Origin of the sequence: Dactylosporangium sp. NPDC051541 (assembly GCF_044454505.1) — a bacterium.
Taxonomy (GTDB): Bacteria; Actinomycetota; Actinomycetes; order Mycobacteriales; family Micromonosporaceae; genus Dactylosporangium.
This window is the reverse complement of the sequence record NZ_JBITDU010000016.1, coordinates 2,009-21,677: the sequence shown is the minus strand read 5'-3', so window position 1 is coordinate 21,677 and position 19,669 is coordinate 2,009. Positions and strand designations below refer to the sequence as shown.

17 protein-coding genes are annotated in these 19,669 nt (G+C 72.3%); 9 read left to right on the top strand and 8 right to left on the bottom strand.

What is annotated here, in order from left to right; translation table 11 throughout:
- Positions 1 to 56: 56 nt before the first annotated feature.
- Together ACIA8L_RS45110 and ACIA8L_RS45105 are read left to right on the top strand one after the other, a co-directional pair.
- Positions 57 to 1,223 carry an MFS transporter gene (locus ACIA8L_RS45110; RefSeq protein WP_395914681.1) on the top strand — a complete coding sequence of 389 codons (1,167 nt, stop codon included), beginning with the start codon at positions 57 to 59 and terminating at the stop codon, positions 1,221 to 1,223.
- The gene (locus tag ACIA8L_RS45105) at positions 1,220 to 2,287 is read left to right on the top strand and encodes an RNA polymerase subunit sigma-70 (protein WP_395914679.1); all 1,068 of its coding nucleotides are present in this window, start codon (positions 1,220 to 1,222) and stop codon (positions 2,285 to 2,287) included. The genes ACIA8L_RS45110 and ACIA8L_RS45105 overlap by 4 nt, the downstream gene beginning before the upstream one ends.
- Here ACIA8L_RS45105 and ACIA8L_RS45100 read toward each other — a convergent pair.
- The gene (locus tag ACIA8L_RS45100; RefSeq protein ID WP_395914677.1) at positions 2,243 to 3,562 is read right to left on the bottom strand and encodes an MFS transporter; all 1,320 of its coding nucleotides are present in this window, start codon (positions 3,560 to 3,562) and stop codon (positions 2,243 to 2,245) included. The two genes, ACIA8L_RS45105 and ACIA8L_RS45100, sit on opposite strands and share 45 nt — an antisense overlap.
- Positions 3,563 to 3,745: 183 nt before the next feature.
- On the opposite strand from ACIA8L_RS45100, the gene ACIA8L_RS45095 reads away from it, so the two are divergent.
- A complete protein-coding gene (locus ACIA8L_RS45095; RefSeq protein ID WP_395914675.1) occupies positions 3,746 to 4,087 on the top strand; it encodes a hypothetical protein in 342 nt (113 codons plus the stop codon).
- 64 nt (positions 4,088 to 4,151) lie between these two features.
- Here ACIA8L_RS45095 and ACIA8L_RS45090 read toward each other — a convergent pair whose 3' ends face one another.
- Entirely contained in the window at positions 4,152 to 7,094 is a 2,943-nt protein-coding gene (locus ACIA8L_RS45090; RefSeq protein ID WP_395914673.1) for a glycosyl hydrolase, read from the bottom strand.
- A 231-nt stretch (positions 7,095 to 7,325) separates the two neighbouring features.
- Between ACIA8L_RS45090 and ACIA8L_RS45085 the strand changes: the two genes are divergently transcribed.
- The 3 genes from ACIA8L_RS45085 to ACIA8L_RS45075 are packed head-to-tail and all read left to right on the top strand — an operon-like array spanning position 7,326 to position 10,165.
- Positions 7,326 to 7,970, top strand: a complete 645-nt coding sequence (locus ACIA8L_RS45085) for a fasciclin domain-containing protein (RefSeq protein WP_395914671.1) — start codon at positions 7,326 to 7,328, stop codon at positions 7,968 to 7,970.
- A 1-nt stretch (position 7,971) separates the two neighbouring features.
- On the top strand, positions 7,972 to 9,585 hold the full coding sequence (locus ACIA8L_RS45080) for a molybdopterin-dependent oxidoreductase (RefSeq protein ID WP_395914669.1): 1,614 nt from the start codon (positions 7,972 to 7,974) through the stop codon (positions 9,583 to 9,585).
- A gap of 25 nt (positions 9,586 to 9,610) precedes the next feature.
- Positions 9,611 to 10,165, top strand: coding sequence for a GNAT family N-acetyltransferase (locus ACIA8L_RS45075; RefSeq protein WP_395914667.1), 555 nt, complete (start codon positions 9,611 to 9,613; stop codon positions 10,163 to 10,165).
- On the opposite strand, the gene ACIA8L_RS45070 is transcribed toward ACIA8L_RS45075, so the two are convergent.
- Both ACIA8L_RS45070 and ACIA8L_RS45065 read right to left on the bottom strand, forming a co-directional pair.
- Positions 10,124 to 12,286, bottom strand: a complete 2,163-nt coding sequence (locus ACIA8L_RS45070; protein ID WP_395914665.1) for an MMPL family transporter — start codon at positions 12,284 to 12,286, stop codon at positions 10,124 to 10,126. The genes ACIA8L_RS45075 and ACIA8L_RS45070 overlap by 42 nt on opposite strands.
- 97 nt (positions 12,287 to 12,383) lie before the next feature.
- Positions 12,384 to 13,010: an AAA family ATPase gene (locus tag ACIA8L_RS45065; RefSeq protein WP_395914663.1), complete on the bottom strand. Its 627-nt coding sequence runs from the start codon at positions 13,008 to 13,010 to the stop codon at positions 12,384 to 12,386.
- A gap of 40 nt (positions 13,011 to 13,050) precedes the next feature.
- On the opposite strand from ACIA8L_RS45065, the gene ACIA8L_RS45060 reads away from it, so the two are divergent.
- The gene (locus tag ACIA8L_RS45060; RefSeq protein WP_395914662.1) at positions 13,051 to 13,467 is read left to right on the top strand and encodes a GNAT family N-acetyltransferase; all 417 of its coding nucleotides are present in this window, start codon (positions 13,051 to 13,053) and stop codon (positions 13,465 to 13,467) included.
- A gap of 20 nt (positions 13,468 to 13,487) precedes the next feature.
- Here the strand turns inward: ACIA8L_RS45060 and ACIA8L_RS45055 are convergent, their stop codons facing one another.
- Positions 13,488 to 14,336 carry a hypothetical protein gene (locus ACIA8L_RS45055; protein ID WP_395914660.1) on the bottom strand — a complete coding sequence of 283 codons (849 nt, stop codon included), beginning with the start codon at positions 14,334 to 14,336 and terminating at the stop codon, positions 13,488 to 13,490.
- Between the two features lie 119 nt (positions 14,337 to 14,455).
- Positions 14,456 to 15,088 carry a universal stress protein gene (locus ACIA8L_RS45050; RefSeq protein ID WP_395914658.1) on the bottom strand — a complete coding sequence of 211 codons (633 nt, stop codon included), beginning with the start codon at positions 15,086 to 15,088 and terminating at the stop codon, positions 14,456 to 14,458.
- Positions 15,089 to 15,168: 80 nt separating this feature from the next.
- Here ACIA8L_RS45050 and ACIA8L_RS45045 point away from each other — a divergent pair, with 80 nt between their 5' ends.
- A complete protein-coding gene (locus ACIA8L_RS45045) occupies positions 15,169 to 16,215 on the top strand; it encodes an MBL fold metallo-hydrolase (RefSeq protein ID WP_395914656.1) in 1,047 nt (348 codons plus the stop codon).
- Between the two features lie 323 nt (positions 16,216 to 16,538).
- Here the strand turns inward: ACIA8L_RS45045 and ACIA8L_RS45040 are convergent, their stop codons facing one another.
- Both ACIA8L_RS45040 and ACIA8L_RS45035 read right to left on the bottom strand, forming a co-directional pair.
- Entirely contained in the window at positions 16,539 to 17,777 is a 1,239-nt protein-coding gene (locus ACIA8L_RS45040) for an SLC13 family permease (RefSeq protein ID WP_395914654.1), read from the bottom strand.
- 46 nt (positions 17,778 to 17,823) lie between these two features.
- Positions 17,824 to 18,732 carry an alpha/beta fold hydrolase gene (locus tag ACIA8L_RS45035; RefSeq protein ID WP_395914652.1) on the bottom strand — a complete coding sequence of 303 codons (909 nt, stop codon included), beginning with the start codon at positions 18,730 to 18,732 and terminating at the stop codon, positions 17,824 to 17,826.
- Between the two features lie 71 nt (positions 18,733 to 18,803).
- Between ACIA8L_RS45035 and ACIA8L_RS45030 the strand changes: the two genes are divergently transcribed.
- The gene (locus tag ACIA8L_RS45030) at positions 18,804 to 19,388 is read left to right on the top strand and encodes a TetR/AcrR family transcriptional regulator (RefSeq protein ID WP_395914650.1); all 585 of its coding nucleotides are present in this window, start codon (positions 18,804 to 18,806) and stop codon (positions 19,386 to 19,388) included.
- Positions 19,389 to 19,669 lie beyond the last annotated feature (281 nt).

Below are 19,669 nucleotides of genomic sequence, written 5' to 3'. Positions count from 1 at the left end.
CAATCTTCGCACCCGGCCGGCGATGAGTTCGGACCCCCGCCGGGGTCTGCACGGGTATGAGCAGCAAGCGGGAGTACTGGGTGCTGGCCCTGACCGGGGCCGGCGCGGTGATGGTGGCGCTGGACGCGCTCGTGGTCGCGGCCGCGCTGGGCACGATCCGGCACGAGCTGGGCGCGTCGACCGGGCAGCTGGAGTGGGCGGTGAACGCGTACAGCCTCAGCTTCGCCCTGCTGATGCTGCCCGCGGCGCTCCTCGGTGACCGCTGGGGGCGGCGCCGGACGTACGCGGCCGGGCTGGCCCTGTTCTGCGCCGCGTCGGCCGGGTGCGCCCTGGCCCCGTCGATGCCGGCGCTGATCGCGGCCCGGGCCGTGCAGGGCGTGGGCGCGGCGGCCGTCATGCCCCTCGCCCTGGCCCTGCTGGGGGTCGCGTTCCCGGCCGAGCGGCGCGGCTGGGCGATCGGCGTGTTCAGCGGGCTGACCGGCCTGGCGGTGCTGGCCGGGCCGGTCGTCGGCGGGGCCGTGACCGAGGGCCTGGCCTGGCAGTGGATCTTCTGGCTCAACGTCCCGATCGGCGCCCTGGCGATTCCGTTGATCTTCCGGTGGCTGGCCGAGTCGGCCGCTCCGACCAAGACAACTGCGGCGGGGGTACTGCCCAATCGCACCTTCTTCGCCGGGAACACCGCCGGCTTCCTGCTGACCGCGGCGCTGTACGGGGCGGTGTTCGTCAACGCCCAGTTCCTGCAGGCCCGCTACGGTTCCGGCCCGCTGGAGGCCGGACTGCGGCTGCTGCCGTGGACGGCCACGCTGTTCCTGGTCGGCCCGGTCGCCGGGCGGCTCGTCGACCGGTTCGGCGAGCGGCCCCTGGCCGTGCTGGGGCTGGCGCTGCAGGGGCTCGGCATGTTCTGGATCGCCGCGGCGAGCGGCGGCGGATACGTCGGCCTCGTCGCGGCGTTCGTGGTCGCCGGGTGCGGCGTGTCGATGGCGATGCCGGCCGCGCAGAGCGCCGCCGTCGGATCCCTGCCCCGGTCGGCCGTCGGCCTGGCGTCCGGGGTGTACAGCACCATGCGCCAGCTCGGCGGCGTGGCCGGGGTCGCCGTGGTCGGGTCGGTACTCGCCGTCGGCTGGGGGCACGCGCTCGTCGCGTGCGGGGTACTGTCGCTGCTCGGAGCCCTGTCGAGCCTGGCCATCGCCGACCGGGCGCGCGTCACGCAGGAGGTGCGGTGACCCTCGAGGGCGAGTTCGCGCGGCGCCGCGGGGAGCTGCTCGCGCACTGCTACCGGATGCTCGGCTCGCTCCACGACGCCGAGGACGCCGTCCAGGAGACCTACCTGCGCGCCTGGCGGGGATTCGCCCGGTTCGAGGACCGGTCGTCGATCCGGACGTGGCTGTACCGCATCGCGACCAACGTCTGCCTGAAGGCGCTCACGCACAGCAGCCGCCGCCTGGTCCCGGCCGCGCTCGGCGCGCCCGGCCCCGACCCGGACGACCTGGCCCCGCGCACCGCCGACGCGGGCTGGATCGAGCCGTTCCCCGACCCGGCTGTCGTCGTCGGCGCCCGCCACAGCCTGCGCCTGGCGATGGTCGCCGCGCTGCAGCACCTCCCGCCCCGGCCCCGGGCGGTGCTGATCCTGCGCGACGTCCTGGCCTGGCCGGCCGCGGAGGTGGCCGAGCTCCTCGAGACCACGCCGGCCGCGGTCAACAGCCACCTGCAGCGGGCCCGGGCCGAGCTGGCCCGCCGGGCACCGACCGAGGACGAGGTCAGCGAGCCGGCCGAGCCGGACCGGCGGCGGCTGCTGGACCGCTACGCCGACGCCTTCGAACGGGCCGACCTCGCCGCCCTGGAACGGCTGCTGACCGGGGACGTACGGTGGGAGATGCCGCCGGTGCCGACCTGGTTCGCGGGCCGCGCCGCCGTGCTCGACCTGCTGCGGGTCAAGCTACGGCCGGCCCCGGGCTCCCGGCTCATGATCGCGACGAAGGCCAACACGCAACCGGCGTTCGCGTGCTACGTCCGCGGCGACGACGGCGCCTACCGCCCGCACCAGCTCCACGTCCTCACGCTGACCGGACCCGGACCCGGACCCGGAGCCACGGCCGGAGCCGGGGCCGCGGTCAAAGCCGTGCTGGCGTTCCACCGCCCGGACCTCTTCCCCGCGTTCGGCCTGCCGCCGCTGCTCGACCGGCCGCCACTGCTGGACCGCCCGGCGCTGCCCGACCGGCCACCGTCGCTCGACCGGCCGCGGCTACTCGGCGGCGTACCGGCGGCTCAGGCGGTGATAAGGGCGTGACCGCATCGCGAGCACGGTGGCGATCACGCCGACGACCCCGGTGAGCACGAACAGCAGCGCGAGGCCCCGATCGGCCCCGGTGCCGAACCAGGTGCCGATCGTGCGCGCACCGTAGCCGTCCGTCATGAACGGAATGAACACGAACTGCGCGACCGGCGCGATCAGAAACGCGGTCAGCGGCGACGCGGACTGCTCGACACTCTGCGCGAAACCGAACACCCGCCCCTGCCGCTCATACGGCACCACCTTCTGCAGGATCGTCTGCTCGGCGGCCTCGGCGTAGGGCATCAGCAGCATGAACACGTACATGCCGGCGGCCAGCAGGACGATCGACGAGCGCAGCGCGAACAGCGCCGTCACGGTCCACAACACGACGTTCACCGCGAACAGCAGCCACACCGGGTTACGTCCGAGCCCGGTCCGGGCGATGAGCAGCCCGCCGACGATGATCCCGGTGCTCAGGGCGCCCCACAGCAGGCCCCACGCCTGGACGGAGACGAGCGACAGCCCGTACGCGTCCATGAGCGCCATGAACACGCCGCCGAGGAAGTTGTTGAACGTCGAGAACACGATGAGCGCCGCGAGCCCCGGCACCTGCCCGACCACGCGCAGTGTCCCGCGCAGATCGACGCGCTTCGGCTCCGGCTCCCCCGCCTCGGCGGCGACCGGCCCGGGCTCGGCGATGCGCACGAACGCCAGGTGCACGAGGGCGGCGCCGAGCACCCCGACGGCGAGCACGAGCACCCACGTCATCCCGCCGACCGCGACGAGCACGCCGGAGATGACCGAGGTGACGAGCATCGAGACGCCGGAAGTGGTACCGACGAGTCCGTTGGCCCGGTCCCGCGAGTCCTCGTCGATCAGGACGGTGACCAGCGTCGGCAGTGCGATCGTGCGCAGGTTCCCGGCGATCACGCCAATCATGAGCACCACGATGAGCGTCCAGAGCCGCACACCCGCCGGGTCGCGGAACGCCCCCTCCGGCGCCGTCTGATACACGGCGAACGCAATCGTGTAGAGCAGCAGCGACGCGGCCGCGGACCCCTGCATGACCAGCTTCTTGCGATGGTGGTCGACGAGGCTGCCGAACCAGATCCCGGTGGACGCGGACAGCACGAGGAAAATTCCGGAGACGACCCCGGTGGCGAACACGGACCGTGTCTCCAGATACACGTAGAACGTGATCGCGAACCACACCGTGAAGTTGATGACCGACACCAGCAGCGTGCTCACCAGCAAGTGGAAGAACGTCGTCCGAGCCCCGCGGATCCGCATGCCTCCGACCGTATGACCTCAACCGGGGATGATGTCCAGTGAAATACGATCTTTCTTAGTAGTTCGATGCCACCACCTCGGCACCGAGGGCGGCAACTCATCGGTCGGTGCACCCCAGAGCGGTGACGCCGCGTCACCGAGCGGTCGGGAACTCGGCCCGGGCGGCTGCGGTACCGTGGCCGCATGGAACTTCCGAGGGCCACTGTCGACCGGGTCAACGGCTGCGTGCTGCGGCTGCGGGACTCGCCGCGCCTCGGGCGGATCGTGCGCCGGCGCCTGACCGTCGTGACCTACACCGGGCGCCGGTCGGGCCGGACGTTCAGCACGCCGGTCGCCTACAAGCGGCGCGGCGACACCGTGACGATCGGGGTGCAGTTGCCGGACGCCAAGGCGTGGTGGCGCAACTTCACCGGCGCCGGCGGCCCGATCAGCCTCAACCTCGACGGCGCCGACCGGCCCGGTCACGCGGTGTCGCACCGCGACGGGAAGGGCCGGGTCACGGTCACCGTCACGCTCACGAGCTGACGCTTTCGAACAGCACGGCGCCGGTGTACTCGCACGAGCACACCGGCGCCGATCGCTCACAATGTCACACGGTGTAGGGAATGGTCACCGTCGACTGGTTGCCGTTGGCGGCCGTGGCGTCGATCCGGACCGTGGTCGGGGCGTTGCCGATGGCGTTCCACACCTCCAGCTTCACGCACCCGCGGTTCATCGCGGCCAGGGTGCCCGACGACGAGGCGAGGCCGACCGCCTGCGTGTACTGCTCCGTGCCCGTCACCGGGTCGGTGGCGAAGTAGCGGTACGTCTCGACCCGCCCGTAGGTGCCGGAGCCGGTGAAGTCGTACGAGACGCGGGCCTCGATGCCCTGCCCGACGGTGGTTCCGGCGTCGACGTGCAGCGTGAACTGCGTCGCGCCGCCGTTCACGCTGCCGGTGATGCCGCACGCCTGGTAGGTGACCGGGTTGTGCGGGGTGCCGTCGTAGTTGCCGTTCGCGGCCGTGACCGTCTGCGTCGTCGCCCCGCCGCCGGCGGTGGTGTTCAGCGCCGGCCCGCTGCGCAGGTAGAACTTGTTGGAGCCGGTGGCCGGGGGCGGCGAGGACGACGGGGACGACGACGACGACGGCGACTTCGACGGTGACGGCGACGTGGACGTCGGCGGCTGCGACGTGGGCGGGTTGCTGGAGCCGTTGCCGCCCGACCAGGTGAAGGCCCCGGTCGTCGCGGTCTTCCCGGCGGCCACGGTGAGCGTGCGGCCGTCGGAGAACGTGACCGTGAGCGGCGCCGACGTCAGGTTCGTCGCGGCGTACGTGCGCACGCCGTTCTTCGTGTACACCGCGTACAGCGGCGTGTTCGCGGTGACCGTCGTGTCCACTGTGCCCAGTGCGGCGAGGTTGCGGATCCAGTGGAAGGTGTGCGCCTTGCTTTCGCCTTCTTCCGGGGTGTACCCCGAATTCGCGCGGAAGTTGGCCAGTGCCGTGTCGCCATTGCCCAGCGCCTGGAACGACCACAGCACGTCCTGCCACACCGTCGGCGGGCCGCCGTTGTTCGTCGTCATCTCGTTGTAGTTGGTCGCGATGTACGACGGCTTGTAGCCGAGGTAGTTGGAGCCGCCGGTGATCGGCAGCATGTTGATGCCCTGGATCATCTCGGGCTCGGCGCTGAACCAGGTCGCGTAGGCCCCGCCGTCGCCCCAGACCATCCCGACCTCGTTGTGCGCGAACGTCGACGGGAAGTTCTGGTTGGACGAGTCGAACCAGTACTCCTGGATCGCCTGCGCCTGCGTGGAGTAGATGTACAGCCCGGCGTCGCGGACGGCGGTGTTGCCGGTCGCGATGCCCCACTGGATGAGCGCGTTGGCGAAGTTCATGCCCTCCGACGACGACTCCTGGTTGTTGCCGGCGCCGAACGATCCGTGCCCGGACGCCCAGTCGTGCCCGGCGTAGATGTCGAAGTCGCGCAGGAACGGGAACATCGTGTCGGACCGGTCGGGGTTGTTGGCGTCGCGGATGAGCAGGTTGACCATCCCGCCGTACGCGCTCGTCGCCGCCCACGCCTTGTCGTACTTGGCGAGCGTCGCCGCGGCCGCGATGTAGTAGCCGTAGTGGAAGTGGTGGTCGTTGAGCTCCTGGTCGGAGCCGTATGACGCCGGGTAGCCGATCAGCGTGCCCCAGGCCTGGTTGTACACGAACAGCCGGCCGGCCTCGCCGGAGCCGGCGGTGAACCAGTCGGTGAGCCGGGTCTTGATGGCGCTGAGGAGGGCGTCGCGCTGGGCAGTGCGGCCGAGCTGGTCGGCGAGTTCGGCGGCGCGCGCGGCCCGGCCGAGGCCCTTGCCGGTCCAGTAGGTGTCGTTGCCGAACGCGGCCAGGGGGTCGCCGGTCGCGACCTGGTCGAGGTAGCCGCCGACGGTCGTCAGGTCGGCGCCGGCGGAGTCCGCGACGGCGGGGACCTCAGGCAGTACCCCCTGGAAACGGGTCGCGGTCGTGAACGCTGCGGCGCCGGTGATGACCTTCATCTGGCCGCGCGGCGACACGTACGTCTGCGCGATCGTGCTCGACCCGGCCAGGCTCTTCCACTGGTGCGGGTAGAGCGCGACGACGGTGCCGGAGCCGGTGCCCTCGCGGGCGGTCGTCGTGAGCGTGTAGGTGGCGTTGACCGTGCTCGCGTTCTGGTCGTAGCTCCAGGCGACGCGCGTGCCGGTCACGTGGTTGTGCGCGTACGTGCCGTAGGTGTTGGCCAGGGATGTGCGGTCGGCGGCCGGCGTGGACGTCGTCGTCGGCAGCAGCGCCACCGAGAAGTAGTTCTTGCCGGCCAGGGTCGAGGTGATGGCGTTGCCGCTGACGGTCCAGGTGGCGCCGGTCGGGGCGTAGGCCATGTAGTCGTGGCCGCGGACGGTGAAGCCGACCTTGTTGCCGCTGTTCGTCCACACGCTCGGCGCGCCGCCGAACGTCAGCTGCGCGTTGCCGCCGGACGTCTGCGCGTATACGAACGGCAGCCCGTGTCCGATTGTCGTTTTGAGCGTGCGCGCACCGTCCGACCACGACGGGGTGACCGTCCAGTCCGTCCAGCCGTCCACGAGCGTGTTCGGGGCGTTCAGTCCGCTCACGCCGAGCGTGAACTCGGTCGTGTACGGGAAGTGGTACTCGCCGACGCCGGTCGCGGTGCCGGAGATGGACGCCTCGGTGGTGTAGGAGACGCCGAGGCCGCCGGCGGAGGGCTGGAACGCCATCGGGTGCGCTTCCAGCGGCAGCGCGTAGTTGCAGTCGGTGCGCTTGAACAGCAGCGACGACCACCAGTCGTTGGTGGGGACGGCCCCGGCCGGCGCGTTGGCGGTGACGTACTGGCGGGGGTTGGTCGCGATGCTGCCGCACCCGGTCGGTCCGGTGGTGCCGGCCGGCTGCGTGGTGGCGTAGGAGCCGGAGCCGAGCGTGGCCGCCTCGGCGTTGGGCAGGGCGAGGAAGGTGAGTGCGCCGCCGATGACGGCGGCGGCGAGGGCGCCGACCGCGATGGGCCGGCCTCTGCTGAGGCGCATGGGTGTGGACTCCGTGGGGTCGAAGTGGCGGGCTTCCGGGGTCCTGCGCAATCATGCGGGCGAATTGCGACCAGTGTCAATGGTCAGTCGACAGAGAGCGCTCTCCATCGTCGAGTTGAGCTGCGGCTTTGTCCTGAGAGCGCTCTCGCTTCACTCGATCGGATTCGCACCAATCCGGTACCCCCGCCGCTCCGAATCCTTGGTGAAAGCACCGATTGAAGGGGAATGCTCATGTTTCGCACCAAGTTCGCCGCTGTCGCCGCCGCGACGGCGCTCGCCCTCTCCCTCGCGGCCTGCGGCAGCGACTCCTCGGACGACACCGCCGCGCCGGCCACGACCATGACGACCGGCGCGCCGATGGCGACCACCGGCGCCCCGTCGAGCGCCGCCCCGATGAGCGGACAGTTCGGCGCCGGCTGTGCCGCGGTGCCGACCGACCCGGCCAACCCGGGCAGCTTCAACGCGATGGCGAAGGTCCCGGTCGCCTCGGCCGCCTCCGGCAACCCGCTGCTGTCCACATTGGTCGGCGTGGTCAAGCAGGCGAACCTGGTCGACACGCTCAACAACGCCAGCGACATCACGGTGTTCGCGCCGACCAACGACGCGTTCAACAAGATTCCGATGGCCGACCTCGGCAAGGTGACCGCCGACCCCAAGCTGCTGAAGTCGGTGCTGACCTACCACGTCGTGTCGGGGAAGCTCTCCCCCGAGCAGCTCGCCGGCACGCACAAGACGATGCAGGGCACGGACCTGACCGTGACCGGCTCGGGCACCAGCTTCACCGTCAACGGCAACTCGATGGTGGTGTGCGGCAACGTGCAGACCGCGAACGCCGTGGTGTACATCGTGGACACCGTCCTGATGCCGAAGAGCTGACGTGTCTCTTCGCAAGTCCATAGTGGACGGCCGTTGGCGAGCGGGCCTTTCGGGCCTGCTCGCCGCGGCGGCGGGCATAGCCGTCGCCGAACTCCTGGCTTCTTTCGGCGATCCGGGTTCCGGACCGGCGGTCGCGGTCGGCGGTGTGCTCGTCGACGCGGCCCCGACGCCGGTGAAGGAGTTCGCGGTGCGCACGTTCGGCACCAACGACAAGCCGGTCCTGCTCACCGGGGTCGCGCTCGGCATCGCCGTCATCGCCGTCATCGTGGGCGTATTCGCGGCCCGCCGCCGCTGGTTCGGCCCGGCGGGTGCGGGGCTGTTCGCACTCGCCGGCGCGGCCGCCGCCGTGAGCCGCCCAGCCGCCGGCCTGCTCGCCGCCCTCCCGTCCCTCGCCGGCGGAGTCGTCACCGCCCTCGCACTCGCCGCACTCAACGGACAAAAACCATCAAGCGCAAACGCGAAAAGCAGCAGAGGGTTCCGGGGCCGCTTCGCTCCCGCCCCGGGCAGGGAGCTCCTCGCCCCCTGCACCCCTGCGACAGTCGCTCCCGAGCCAACGGCGTTCGATCGCCGCAAGTTCCTGCGGGCGGCCGCAACGGTCTCAGCAGTGGCAGCCGCCGCGGGCGCGGGTGCGGTCGCGACCCGGCGCGTCCGAGGCGGCGCCGCGACCCGGGACCGGGAGGCCGTCCGGCTGCCCGCGCCCGCGAACCCCGCACCGCCGCTGCCGCCCGGCCAGGACCCCGGCTTCGTGACCGCGAACCGCGACTTCTACCGCGTCGACACCGCCCTCACCGTGCCCCACGTCAACTTGGACACGTGGCGGCTGCGCATTCATGGCCGGGTCGAACATCCGCGGACGTTCACCTTCGCCGAACTCCTGCAACGGCCACTGACCGAGCGCGACATAACGCTCAACTGCGTCTCGAACGAGGTGGGCGGCCCATACATCGGCACGGCCCGATGGCTCGGCGTCCCCCTCGCCCCGCTGCTGCGCGAGGCCGGCATCGACCCCGCCGCCGACCAGGTCGTGGCCCGCTCCGTCGACGGGATGAGCATCGGCACCCCGGTGCGCACCGTTCTCGAGACGCCCGACGTGATGCTGTGCGTCGGCATGAACGGCGAGCCGCTGCCCCTCGAACACGGCTTCCCGGTGCGGATGCTGACACCCGGCATCTACGGGTACGCGGGCGCCTGCAAGTGGCTCAACAGCCTGGAACTGACGACCTTCGACGCCTTCAACGCCTACTGGGTGGCCCGGGGCTGGGCGCCGCGCGGACCGGTGAAGACGGCGTCGCGGATCGACCGGCCGGCGTCGTTCGGGCACGTCCCGGCCGGCTCGGCGCCGGTCGCCGGGGTGGCCTGGGCGCAGGGCCGCGGGATCGCCGCGGTCGAGGTCCAGGTCGACGACGAGGCGTGGCGGCCGGCCGAACTGCTGCCGGTGCCGTCGGAGGACACGTGGGTGCAGTGGCGGCTGACCTGGGCCGCGACCCCGGGCCCGCACACGCTGCGGGTGCGGGCCACGGACAAGACCGGCGCCGTGCAGCCGGAGGCGCGGGTCACGCCGTTCCCGGACGGGGCGACCGGCTGGCACACGGTGACGGTCACCGTCGACGGGTGATCGGGGCCCGCGTACCGTACTGATCATGTTCAGCGTCTCACTCGGGGGCGGGGCCGAACTGCGGCCGCTGGAGCCCTGGCAGGTGGAGGAGTTCCTCGCGCACATGGACCGGGCGCGGGCCGTCGTCGACCCGTGGATCCCGTGGGCGGGGGTCAGCACCGACGTCGACTCGGCCCGGGCGACCCTGCAGCGCTACGCCGACCTGCGGGCCCGCGACGCCGGCCGGCTGTTCGGCATCTGGGCCGGCGGGACGCTGGTCGGCGGCACGATGTTCGTCAGCTTCGACGCCGAGGCCGGCAACGCCGAGATCGGGGTCTGGCTGGAGCCCGCCGGCCAGGGCCGCGGCCTCGTCACGAAGGCCGCCCGGGTGCTCATCGACTACGCGTTCACGACCCGGGGCCTGCGGCGCGTCGAGTGGCACTGCCGCACCGACAACGCCGCGAGCTCGGCGGTGGCTCGGCGGCTCGGGATGCGCCTCGACGGGGTGCTGCGGCAGTCCTACCTGTACAAGGGCGTCCGCCACGACACCGAGATCTGGTCACTGCTCGCCACCGACACCCTCGAGGTGGCGCCCGGCTGACGGCTCCGGGCCCTCGTGGCGCCCCTCGGCCTCGTGCCGGCCGGCCGCCGATGCCTCGGCTTCGTGGCGGCCCTCGGGTCGGTGGTCACCGATGCGGACCGGCCACCAGAAGCGGTCGCCCAGCAGCAGGGCCAGGGCCGGGACGACGATCGTGCGGACGATGAGCGTGTCCAGGACGACGCCGATGCCGACGATCACACCGATCTGCGTGAGCACGATGACCGGGAGCACACCCAGCACCGCGAACACCGCGGCCAGCAGGATGCCCGCCGACGTGATCACGCCGCCGGTCGTGGCGAGAGCCCGCACCATGCCCGCGCGCGTCCCGTGCGCGAGCGCCTCCTCCCGGGCCCGCGTGGCCAGGAAGATGTTGTAGTCGACACCCAGAGCCACCAGAAACAGAAACGCCAGCAGTGGTACCGCGGTGCCGATCGCCGGAATGTCGAGCACATAACGCAGCACCAGACTCGCGGCGCCGAGCGACGCGGCGAAGCTCACGACGACCGTGAACAGCAGCAGCAGCGGCGCGACCAGGGAGCGCAGCAGCAGCACGAGGACGAGCAGGACGACCGCCAGGACCAGCGGTACCACCACATAGTCGTCACGCAGGTTGGCGTCGCGCCCGTCGAGGTCGGCCGCGGGGTCCCCGCCGACGAGCGCCCCCGCGCCGGCCAGCGCACCGAGGCGGGCGCGGAGATCCTTGACCGTGCGGTCCGCGGTCGCCGTCCCGGAGTCGCCGGTGATGCTGACATCGAAGGTGACAAGCGTGCCGTCGTCGGACCGCTCCGGCTCGCCCACCCGGGCCACGCCCTCGGCCTGGCGGGCGGCGGCGACGGCCGGCTCGGCGGCGGCCGCGTTCACGATGACGGTGACGGGCTGCGCCGCCTGGCCCGGGTAGTGCCGGGCCAGGGACTCGGCGCCGGTGACCGACTCGACCTTGGTGCGGAACTGCTCGTTCTGCGACAGCCCGAGCTTCGTCCCGGCCAGCCCGGCGGCCAGGGCGGCGAGGAGCACGACGGCCGCGCCGAGCACGATGCGCGGGCGGCGCTGCACACCACCGGCGACCCGGGACCAGAAGCCGGCGTGGGCCGGGTCGTCGGAGCCGGCCCGCGGCACGAACGGCCAGAACACGCCCCGGGGCAGGCAGACCAGCGCGGCCGGCAGCACGACCAGGCCGAACACGAGGGCCACGACCACGCCGAGGGCCGCCGCCGCGCCCAGCGTGCGGTTGGTGGTCAGCACGGCGAAGAGCAGCGTCAGCAGCGCGAGGACCACGGTGGTCGCGCTGCCGATGATCGCCGGTGCGGCCCCGCGCAGCGCGGCGGCCATGGCGGCGCGGCGGTCGTCGTTGTGGCGCAGCTCCTCCCGGTACCGGGCGATCAGCAGCAGCGCGTAGTCGGTCCCGGCCCCGAAGACGAGGACCGACACGATGCCGCTGACCTGGCCCTCGGTGGGCTGCCCGGCGACCTTCGCCACCCACGGCAGCAGCTTCGCGACGACCTGGTCGGCGGTCCCGATCACGGCCAGCGGCACCAGCCACAGGATCGGGCTGCGGTACGTCACGAGCAGCAACACCGCCACGACGATCGCGGTCGCCGCGAGCAGCGTCACGTCGGCGCCCTCGAACGCGGCCGAGATGTCCCGGGCGAACGCGGGCCCGCCGGTCACCAGCACGGTCAGCCCGTCCGGCCGACGCACCGCGTCCCCGGTCACGGCCGCGCGCAACTTCTGGACCTCGTCGGCGACGTCGGCGGCACCCCCGTCGGCCAATGGCACCGCGACGAGCGTCGCCTGCTTGTCGTCGGAGGGCTGCGGCGGCGCGACCCGGCCACCGAGCGCGACCGCGGCCGCGGCGTCCCGGGCCCGGCCCACGGCCTGCTGGTCCTCGTCCGTGAGCGGCCCGCCGGTCCGTTCGAAGACGACCAGCGCGGTCTGCGTGCGCCCGCTGGGGAAGCGGTCCTCGAGCTCGGTGACCCGGGTCGACTGCTTGCCGGCCGGCAGCCCGTCGGTGGCCTGGGCGGCCGGCTGCTCGGGCGAGGTGACGAACGCCAGCGCCGTCAGGCCGAGCGCCACCAGGAGCACGAGGATCGCTCCGAGGCGGCCGGTGATCGCCTTGGTCATCGCGGTACCCTTCGGGAAATCTTTCGATGATGGAAAGGTCTTTCCCGGAGTAGTACCCGTCAAACGTCAGCGACGCAACTATCGACGCAACACTCGTTCAGTTACCAGCGGTCATCTCCTCGGCGCACCGCGGGCAGTGCACCGGGCACGGCGTCAGCGCCCCTTGCCCGGCCAGCCCGCTGCCGTGCAGGATCGCGGCCACGGTGTCCTCGAACGCCGAGTCCGCCCCGATCGTCGTCTCACCGGGCCCGCCGAGCCGGTCGCCGGGCAGGTACCAGCCGCGCATGTCCTGCGGCGTGAACGTCACCAGGTGGGCCCGGCCCGCGTGCCGCCGGACCGTCTCGTCGAACGGGATGTCGAGGTAGAACACGCTCGACGGCCCCGGATGCCCGGCGATCAGGTCGCGCAGCACCGCCCCGTAGCGCGCCGTGCGCAGGATCCCCTCGAGCACCACGTGGTGGCCGAGTTCGAGGGCGGTACGGGCGGTGGCCGCGATGAACGCCGGCGCCGTCGGCTCGACGTCGTCGCGGTCATGCTCACGCAGGACGACCCGGCGCAGGTGATCCTGCTCCAGCAGCGCACAGCCGCGCCCGTAACGCCGGCGCACCTCCCGCGCGATCGTGGTCTTCCCGCTCCCGGAGTTCCCGCGGATCACCACCAGCGTGGGCGACCTCGCGCAATCCTGTGCACTGCGGGCAGCTTCGTGTTCCCGGCCTTCCGGCATGGCAAATCGTACAAGTCGCGCGACCTGTAGCTTCTGTCACGTGAGCGCCGAGACCGTGCACATCCGCACATTCGAGTGGGACGACTGGGACGCGGTCGTCGGGCTGTGGGGGGCGGTCGGCAGCAGCGTCCTGCCGCAGGCCGAGATCGAGGGGACGCGCCGGCGCACCCCGGAGCTGTTTCTCGTCGCTGAGACCGGCTCCGGCGTCGTCGCGGGCGCGGCGCTCGGCACATACGACGGCCGGCGCGGGTTCATCCTCCGCCTCGCCGTCGACCCGGCGCAGCGGCGCCGGGGTATCGCGCGGCACCTGGTGGCGGAGCTGGAAGGGCGGCTGCGGGCGCTCGGATGTCCGCGGATCAACCTGTTCGTGCTGCCGGACAATGCGGCCGGGCTGCGGTTCTGGCAGTCGCTGGGCTACCTGCCGGTCCCGGACGTCGTGCACACCAAGCCGCTGTGACGGGCACCGCTGCGCCGCGTTCAGCCGTTGCGGTGGTGTTTCTTGACGAAGGTGTACCCCTCCGGCAGTGGCGCGTCCGGGATCTGTCCATTGTCGATCGCCATCCGGTGCAGGGCGAGCGCTCGCGGTGAGGGGCGCGTGCCCGGCTGCAGCTTGCGGGTGAACCCGGTGACCCAGTGGTCGTGCCGGTTCGAGGCCTCGGCCGGGTCGGGCTCCGGACGGTGGGCGGGCTCGATGAGCGGCGCGTAGAACAGCATCGGCACCGTTTCGGCGCCCTGCACGGCCGGGAAGATGGGGAGCCCGGCCGCGCCGAGGCTGCCGTCGACGCGGGTGACGTACCCCTCCCGGATGAGCTGGTCGATGGCATTGCGCAGCAGGAAGGTGCCGCGGGTCCCGCGCCCCAGACCGGCCTTCTTGACCAGGTCGCCCTCCGGGAACACGGCGCTGCCGTCCTCGAACACCAGGCCGTGGCGGCGCACCGCGTCGAGCACCCGGCCCCGGTTGGAGTTGGCCGGCGTGAACTCGTGCGTGACGATGTGCGGGTCGTACTCGTGGAAGTACGCGACCCCGTCGACTTTGAGCGGCTCGTCGAGCGGCTTGGTCCGCAACTGCACCTCGCGCCGGCCGGGGTGCCAGTGGACGCTGACCAGTACCCCCACCCGAATGTCCTCGGGCCAGGCGACACCCACTCTGATCTCGTCGCCGTCCCCCTCGGCCGCGGCGTCGAAGATGTGCTTGGCCGGGGTGACGCCGTTGACCTTGTGCTCGAGCACGACCCGGGTCGCCGCGGCACACTCGGCGGGCACGACGCAGGTGCCGTCCTCGAGGTCGTCGCGCCGCAGCGCGTACCGCTGGCTGGGGCTCTTCATCCGGCGAATGTACCCGCCGCGGGACGAACTTTGTTCGAGCCGTCCTGTCGTGTTGTGCGTCCGCCACTACGACACGTGCATACGGCCGACCGGCCGGACGTTCGCATGGCGGTCGCGGGCTACGGATGCCGACGGGGATGGTGCGGCCCGGCGCCCGGCGGGGGCGGGGGCGGGGGCGGATGGTGCGGCCCGGCGCCCGGCGGGGGTGGACGGTGTGGCTCGGCGCCCGGCGGGGGCGGGGGCGGGGGCGGATGGTGCGGCCCGGCGCCCGGCGGGGGCGGGGGTGGCGGGGTCGTGATGCGGGGTTGTTCCGGCCAGACCAGCAGGACCGGGCAGGGGGCGTGGTCGACGACGAACCGCGTGTGCCGGCCCAGACTGCGCGGGCCCACCCTCGTGCGGTCGCCGTCACGGGCCACGACCAGCAGGTCGGCGCCGAGCTCGTTGCACGCGGCGATCACCTCGTGTTCGGTGCGGCCACGGCGGACGGCGGTTTCGTGGTCGCGGCCGGCCAGGTGTTCGGCGGCGGCGTTCAGGAGGTCGCGTTCGGCGGCTTCGTCCACCGCCGCCATCGCCGGGCCCGGGTCGCGGTGGCCGCGGCCCATGAGACCGCTCCAGGCGCCCGCCAGGTCGCCCGCGGCGGCCGGGTCGACGACGTGCAGGAGCGTGATGCGGGCACCCGCGGGGGCGTGGCGGGCGGCGGCCTCGGCGGCGGCGGCCCAGGTGCCCTCGGCCAGCCAGACGAGCACGTTCATGTCGCTGAGCGTCGCAAACGTACGGTACCGCCGCCACCGCTGTGACAAAACGACCAGCAAATCGGCAGGAACCTGCGTGTATGTTCGACGGTGTGATCGTGACCGGGACCGCGCAGCGTCAGGCCTGGCAGCAGCGGGTTCTGCCGCCGGTCGAGCGGGTGCGGCCGGATGTGTGGTCGGTGCCGGTGCCGATTCCGGACAGCCCGCTGCGGTACACCTCCAGCTATCTCTTCGTCGATGACCCCGGCGTGCTCGTCGTCGACCCCGGCTGGGACTCGGACGCCGGGCGGGCGGCGCTGACCGCGGGGCTCGCGGCCGCCGGGGCCGACATCGCGGACGTCACCGGGATCGTCGTCACCCACATCCATCCTGATCACCACGGGATGACCGGCTGGCTGCGCGAACGGAGCGGCGCCTGGATCGGCATGCACCCGGAGGAGGCGCGGACCCTCCCCCGCCGCGCCTGGCCGAACCGCCGCCCGAACACCGACCTGGCCTGGCTGCTGCGCCACGGCGTGCCGGACGCCGACACGGCCGGGCTGGTCATGAACGCCGACCGGATCGACGAGCTCATGGACATGGCCGAGCCGGACCGGACGATCGAGGACGGCGACCTGCTCCCGCTGACCCGCCACGAGCTGCGGGCCGTATGGACGCCCGGGCACACACCCGGCCACCTGTGCCTGCACGAGGCGAGCGCCGGCATCCTGCTCACCGGCGACCACCTGCTCCCCCGGATCAGCCCCAACATCGGCGTACACGCCCGCTCCGACGGCGACCCGCTCGGCGCCTACCTGTCCTCGCTGAACCAGACCGCGAAGTTCGCCGCGGACGAGGCACTGCCGGCGCACGAGTACCGGTTCCGGGGCCTGGACATCCGCGCCCGCGACCTGATCCGCCACCACGACGAACGCAACGCGGAGATCCTGGCCGCCCTGGACGCGCACGACTCCCCCACCGCGTGGCAGGTAGCGGCCGCGCTGACCTGGTCGCGCGGCTGGGACTCACTGCACGGCCTGCTCCGCCGCCTGGCCCTGGCCGAAACCCTGGCCCACCTGTTCCACCTGGCCACCGAGGGCATCGTCCACGCCTCCACCACTGACCCGGTCCACTGGCACCGAGCCTGACCGCCACGACCCGACTCGGCCCCGTCACAGCTCGGCCCCTACCGCAGCTCAGCCGCCACCACAGCTCGGCCGCCACCACCCGCAGCTCGGCCGCCACCACAGCTCAGCCGCCATCACGGCTCGGCCGCACCAGGACTCAGCCACCACTCCAGCTCAGCCGGCACCACGACTCAGCCCCACCACGAACCGGCCACCACCTGACTCGGCCGCCACCGCAGCTCGGCCCTACCACAGCTGGGCCGTCACCACGAATCGGCCGCCACCGCAGCTCCGATCGCCACGACAGCTCAAATCGCCATCACAGCGCCGATCACCCGACGCGCTCACATGCCGGCGACGCGCAGGCCGACCCACAGTGCGGCCACCGCGGCGACCAGCGCGGCCGGGACCGTGAGCGCACCCAGGCGCAGGAACTGCGTGGCGGACGGCGCGGCGTCGCGGGCGTGCAGGATCTGGCGCCAGAGCAGCGTGGCGAGGGAGCCGACGTACGTCAGGTTGGGCCCCACATTGACCCCGATGAGCACCGCCAGGAGCAGGCCCGGCGACTGGTGCACGGCCGGCACCAGGACCAGCGTCGCCGGCAGGTTGTTCAGCAGGTTCGCCAGCAGCGCGGCCAGCCCGGCCACGGCCAGCAGCGACAGAAACGACGTGTGCGCGGGCGTGAGCGCATCGACCAGTCGCCCCAGGCCGTGTTCGCGCACCGCGAGCACCACGACGCCGAGGCCGAACACGAACGCGCAGAACGCCGGGTTCGCCGCGCGCAGAACGGACAACGGCCGCAGTGCGCGTTCGCGCATGAGCGGTACGGACAGCGCGACCGCACCGGCGACGGCCGCGAACGCCGGATGCACACCCAGCGGCTGCCCGAACGCGAAACCGGCCAGGGTGAGTGCGAGGACGACCAGGGCATACCGCGGGGCCCGGACCGGGGCCGCGGACGGCGCCACGGCCGAGACGACGGCCAGGTCGGCAGCGAAGAAGCGGCGCAGGACGACGTACTCGACCCCGACGACGGCCAGCCACGGCGCGGCCATGAGCCCGGCGAACGCGGCGAAGCCCAGGCCGCTGGCCGCGAACGCCAGCAGATTCGTCAGGTTCGACACCGGCAGCAGCAGCGACGCCGAGTTGGCCAGATGTGTGCACGCGTACACGTGCGGTTCGGGCCGGGCCCGGATGCGCCGGGCGGCCGCGAACACGACCGGCGTGAGCAGCACCACCGTGGCGTCCAGGCTCAGCACGGCGGTGACGAGCGCGGCCGCGGCGAACACGGCCCCCAGCAGCCGCTGCGGCCGGCCGAGACTGCGCCGGGCCGCCACGTCGCCGATGTACGCGAACACGCCGTGCACCTCCGCGAGGTACGACAGCAGCAGAACCGCCGCGAGAAACCCCACGGTGGGGCCGAGTTCACCCACCTCACCGACCGCGGCGCGCCACCCAACGAGGCCGAACAGCACGGCGAGCACCGCCGCCGGGACCGCCGCGACCGCCTCCGGCAGCCCGAACGGCCGCGCCACGGCAAACCCGAGCACGGCGACCAGCAGCAACACGGCGATGACGAGCACGGCGGCAGCCTACGGCCATGATCGGACGCTCGCAGCGCAAAGCCTCCTACTGCCGCACGGCGCCGTGCGCGTTCACGGTGATCGTGTCGAGCAGTGTCGTCCAGTGTTCGCGGGGCAGCGTGTGGCCCATGGCCGGGATCACCATCGAGCGGGCCCCGGGGATGCGCCGGGCCTGCGCGGCCGCGGCGGCCGGGCGGATGAACGGGTCGTCGGCGCCGTTGACGAGCACGGTCGGGACGCGGATCTCGCCGACCCGGTCGTTGAGCTCGCCGGCCGCCCGGCCCGCGGCCATGTGGCGCTGGCTGCTACTCGGGTCGCGCGGCGCGCGGGCGTGGCTCTCCTCGGCCATCTTGCGGGTCAGCGCCTCGTCGAACGGGTGGTTCGGCGACGACATCAAACGCGCGATCTCGATGAGCGTCTGGACCGCGCCCTCGTCGGTGCGCGGCAGGTTCAGCCGGCGGAGGTGGCGAATGAGCCGGGGGAAGTAGCCGACTTTGAGGTACCGCACCGCGTCCGACCGCGCCGCCGGCGCCGTGAACACGCCGGCGATCGAGCGGACCCGGTCCGGGTGCAGCACGGCCGTGGCCAGGGCGATGCTGCTACCCATCGAGCCGCCGAGCAGGTGCGCCGACGTCCAGCCCATGGCGTCCATCACCGCGATGCCGTCGGCGACCATGTCATACCCGGTGTACGCCGGCGCCGGCATGCCCTTGAACAGCACCTTGAACAGATTCTCCCGCCGCGGCGAGGTGAAGTGTGTCGACAGGCCGGCGTCACGGTTGTCGAACCGCACGACGTGAAACCCGCGCGCGACCAGCGCCTCACAGAACTCGTCCGGCCACCACACCATCTGGAAGTCCAGACCCATGATGAGCAGCATCGGTTCGCCGCCGGCCGACCCGAACTCCTCGTAGGCGATACTCACGTCGCCGTTCTGGACCGTGCGCACGGACATGGCGCCTCCTTCGCGGTACCGTTGGCAATGCACTTGCATTGTAAAACACGAACGACAGGTGGTGCACACTCGTGCCTCGCAAGGTCGATCACGACGAGCGCCGCCGGCACATCGTGGAGGCGCTGCTGCACATCGCCGGCACGCAGGGCCTCGACGCCGTCTCCCTGCGCGAGGTGGCCCAGCAGGCCGGCGTCTCGATGGGCGCCGTGCAGCACTACTTCGCGACCAAGGAGCAGATGATCGCGTACGCACTCGAGCACTGGCTCAGCCTGAGCGTGCACGAACGATTCAGCGCACGAGTGCGCGAACGTGTCCAAGCCGGGACGCCCCTGCTGCGGGCCGTCGTGGCCGAGTACCTCCCGCACGACGAGCCCAGCCGCTTCGACGCCCGGGTCGGCGCCGCCTTCCTGGCCCGCGGGGCGGTGGACACATCGCTGCACGAGACGCTGTCAAAAGCAGTGCGAGCCTTCACGGGTACTGTCGCCGCGCTGCTCCCCACCACCAAGGACCCGTCATTCGAGGCCCGCCGCCTGGCCGCACTGCTGGACGGCCTGCGCTACGCGGTGCTCATGGGCGCACTCACGCCCGACGAGGCCCTGACCGTAGCCGAGCGCCACCTCCAGGACCTCGACCCCACCACCCAGCCGCACCCCTAACCCACAGCTCAGCCGCACCCCCACACCCACCGCTCCCGGCCTCACTGACGCTCAACGAGTCGTACGCCCAGCGGGGCGTGCGGCTGCCCCGGAGCACTACGGGGTCGGCGCCTACCTGCCCTTCGCACGCTGCACCCCAACCCCGCAGCCCAGCCGCACCCCACACCCACCGCTCCCGGCCTCATTGACGCTCAACGAGTCGTACGCCCAGCGGGGCGTGCGGCTGCCCCGGAGCACTACGGGGTCGGCGCCTACCTGCCCTTCGCACGCTGCACCCCAAC

Coding starts and splice junctions, on each gene's coding strand:
- ACIA8L_RS45110 (WP_395914681.1), top strand. CDS start 57: ATGAGCAGCAAGCGGGAGTACTGGGTGCTGGCCCTGACCGGGGCCGGC.
- ACIA8L_RS45100 (WP_395914677.1), bottom strand. CDS start 3,562: ATGCGGATCCGCGGGGCTCGGACGACGTTCTTCCACTTGCTGGTGAGC.
- ACIA8L_RS45095 (WP_395914675.1), top strand. CDS start 3,746: ATGGAACTTCCGAGGGCCACTGTCGACCGGGTCAACGGCTGCGTGCTG.
- ACIA8L_RS45090 (WP_395914673.1), bottom strand. CDS start 7,094: ATGCGCCTCAGCAGAGGCCGGCCCATCGCGGTCGGCGCCCTCGCCGCC.
- ACIA8L_RS45085 (WP_395914671.1), top strand. CDS start 7,326: ATGTTTCGCACCAAGTTCGCCGCTGTCGCCGCCGCGACGGCGCTCGCC.
- ACIA8L_RS45075 (WP_395914667.1), top strand. CDS start 9,611: ATGTTCAGCGTCTCACTCGGGGGCGGGGCCGAACTGCGGCCGCTGGAG.
- ACIA8L_RS45070 (WP_395914665.1), bottom strand. CDS start 12,286: ATGACCAAGGCGATCACCGGCCGCCTCGGAGCGATCCTCGTGCTCCTG.
- ACIA8L_RS45065 (WP_395914663.1), bottom strand. CDS start 13,010: ATGCCGGAAGGCCGGGAACACGAAGCTGCCCGCAGTGCACAGGATTGC.
- ACIA8L_RS45055 (WP_395914660.1), bottom strand. CDS start 14,336: ATGAAGAGCCCCAGCCAGCGGTACGCGCTGCGGCGCGACGACCTCGAG.
- ACIA8L_RS45050 (WP_395914658.1), bottom strand. CDS start 15,088: ATGAACGTGCTCGTCTGGCTGGCCGAGGGCACCTGGGCCGCCGCCGCC.
- ACIA8L_RS45045 (WP_395914656.1), top strand. CDS start 15,169: ATGTTCGACGGTGTGATCGTGACCGGGACCGCGCAGCGTCAGGCCTGG.
- ACIA8L_RS45035 (WP_395914652.1), bottom strand. CDS start 18,732: ATGTCCGTGCGCACGGTCCAGAACGGCGACGTGAGTATCGCCTACGAG.